Consider the following 2,568-nt stretch of genomic DNA (forward strand, 5'->3'; position numbering starts at 1 on the left):
ATGCTAACAGCGTTTCAACGCATCTTTGAAGGGGTTATTTGAAAACCGCTTCTGAGCCATTCCTTTACGAACGGGTTCCCTTCTTTACCCTTTTTGGTCCCTTGGTATGCCCACATTTACCCCGTTAGAAATATAACCCCGCTGCTCCCTCCGGGTCAGAGGCCCTCTGGGCCGGCGGCTGCAGCGGGGTTACATTTCAGAATAATTCCGGCGGGGTTTAATGCCCCGCTGGAATTTCTAACGGGGTTTACTTCATGCGTTTTGGCGGTCTGTAAAGGGTCGCCTCTCATGGAAAGGGAAATCCGCTTTCGCTCAATCTCCACACTGAGCACAGTCACCATCACCTTCTGATGGACCTTCACCACATCGTTTGGGTTCTTAACAAAGCGGTTTGAAAGTTCGCTGATGTGAGCCAGGCCGTCCTGATGGACACCGATATCTACAAACGCACCGAAAGCCGTGATGTTGGTGACAATTCCCGGAAGCTTCATGCCCGGTTTAAGATCCTCTATCTTTTCAACTCCTTCGGTAAAGGCAAAGGTCTCAAACGGCTCCCTTGGGTCGCGCCCGGGCTTGGCAAGCTCGTTCAGAATATCACTGAGCGTAGGCAGGCCAACTATTTCGGTCATGTACTGCCTTAAGTCAATCTGTTTCCGAAGATCCCCGGTCCGCATCAGATCGTCCACCGAGCAACCGAGGTTTCGGGCCATGGCTTCGACGATGGGATAGCTTTCAGGGTGAACGGCGCTTGCGTCCAGCGGGTTTTCTGCGCTCCGTATCCGGAGAAATCCGGCTGCCTGCTCAAATGCCTTTGGGCCCAGACGTGGAACCTTTCTCAACTCCTCCCTTGAGCCAAACGGACCATGTTCATTCCGATACCCCACGATCGCCCTGGCGAGATGAGGCCCCAACCCGGAGACATAGGTTAGGAGCTGTTTACTTGCCGTATTCACCTCAACGCCAACAGCGTTGACACAGCTCATCACCACGTCATCGAGGCCCCTTTTTAGTGCATGCTGTTCGACATCATGCTGATATTGGCCGACTCCAATTGACTTCGGATCGATCTTGACCAGTTCGGCAAGAGGGTCCATCAGTCGCCTCCCGATAGAAACCGCTCCCCTCACCGTAATATCGTGATCGGGAAACTCCTCCCGCGCCACTTCGGACGCAGAATAAACGGATGCCCCGCTCTCATTCACCATCATGACGGAAATTCGCTTGGGCAGATTGATCCCTTTCACAAAGGCCTCCGTCTCCCTCCCCGCGGTTCCGTTCCCCACTGCAATCGCCTCCACCTGAAACCGGTCGCAAAGCTCCATCAGCTTTCCCGCTGCCCCGGCAGCCCCTTTCTCCGATTGATGGGGAAAAATCGTATCGGTATGAATGAGCTTTCCCTGTTGATCGAGACATACGACTTTGCAGCCTGTTCGGAAACCGGGATCAATGGCAAGCACGTTTTTCTGGCCCAGCGGCGGCGCCAGAAGAAGCTGACGGAGGTTTCCCACAAACACCCGGATGGCCTCTTCGTCGGCCCGCTTCTTCGTAAACGTCCGTATCTCCGTCTCCATCGATGGAAGAAGGAGGCGTTGATAACTGTCTTCAAGGGCTTGCCTCACCTGCTCAGAGGCTGGACCATTCCCTTTGATGAAAAAAGCTCCCAATATCGCAATCCCCTCTTGCTCCGGCGGGACAACGCGAAGCGTCAGAACCTCCTCCTTCTCCCCACGCCTCATCGCGAGAATCCGATGAGAGGGCGCCGCATCAACGGATTCTTCCCAGTCATAGTAGTCCCTGTACTTGATCCCTTCCTTCTCTTTTTCAGGGATGACCTTTGACCTGAACCGGGCCTTCTGGAGGAAGAAATCCCTTGTCCTGGCCCGTGCGGCTGCATCTTCACTGATCCACTCTGCGATGATGTCCCGTGCTCCTGCAAGCGCTTCCTCAGCACAATGGACCTCCTTTTCGGCATCGATGAAGGCCGAAGCCTCGCCAAGTGGATCCCGGTTCACAGGGTCGATGCCGTCTTGCCCAAAAAGACGTTGCGCCAGGGGCTCGAGCCCCTTCTCTCTCGCTACGGTGGCCCGCGTCCTGCGCTTAGGCCGGAAGGGAAGGTAAATATCCTCCAGGACGGCCATCGTTTCCGCCGCATGGAGCTTCTCTTTAAGCTCTTCGGTTAAAAACCCTCTCTCTTCGAGAGATCCAAAAATGGCATCCCTGCGGCTGTCTAATTCAGATAGTTTTTCAAGCCGGTCCCGGATTGCAGTGATGGCCACTTCATCCAGGGATTGGGTGGCTTCCTTTCGGTAACGGGAAATAAAAGGGATGGTCGCTCCCTCTTCGAGAAGCAGGGCCACTGCGCTCACCTGCTTCGGTGTAAAAGAGAGTTCGACGGCAATTCGTTCGATATGCGTTTCGTTCATGACTCCCTCGTCAGGTTGAGATGGTTTTATTGGCGTAATACAATCAAGGCGAGATTTAAACTTCTGAGCGAGAATCCTCAATCCCTTTCCTGAGAAAAGGACCCTTCGTTGAAAAGTGGATTATCCGCCAGCAGCCAAATCCGCC

1 protein-coding gene is annotated in these 2,568 nt (G+C 54.2%); it reads right to left on the reverse strand.

Going from position 1 to position 2,568, the window contains the following annotated elements; all coding sequences use genetic code 11:
- Nucleotides 1-155: 155 nt before the first annotated feature.
- Complete coding sequence (locus QME66_13325) at nt 156-2,423, reverse strand: Tex family protein (protein ID MDI6809928.1); 2,268 nt, start codon at nt 2,421-2,423, stop codon at nt 156-158.
- Between the last annotated feature and the right edge of the window lie 145 nt (nt 2,424-2,568).

This window comes from Candidatus Eisenbacteria bacterium, assembly GCA_030017955.1.
Lineage (GTDB): Bacteria > Eisenbacteria > RBG-16-71-46 > JASEGR01 > JASEGR01 > JASEGR01.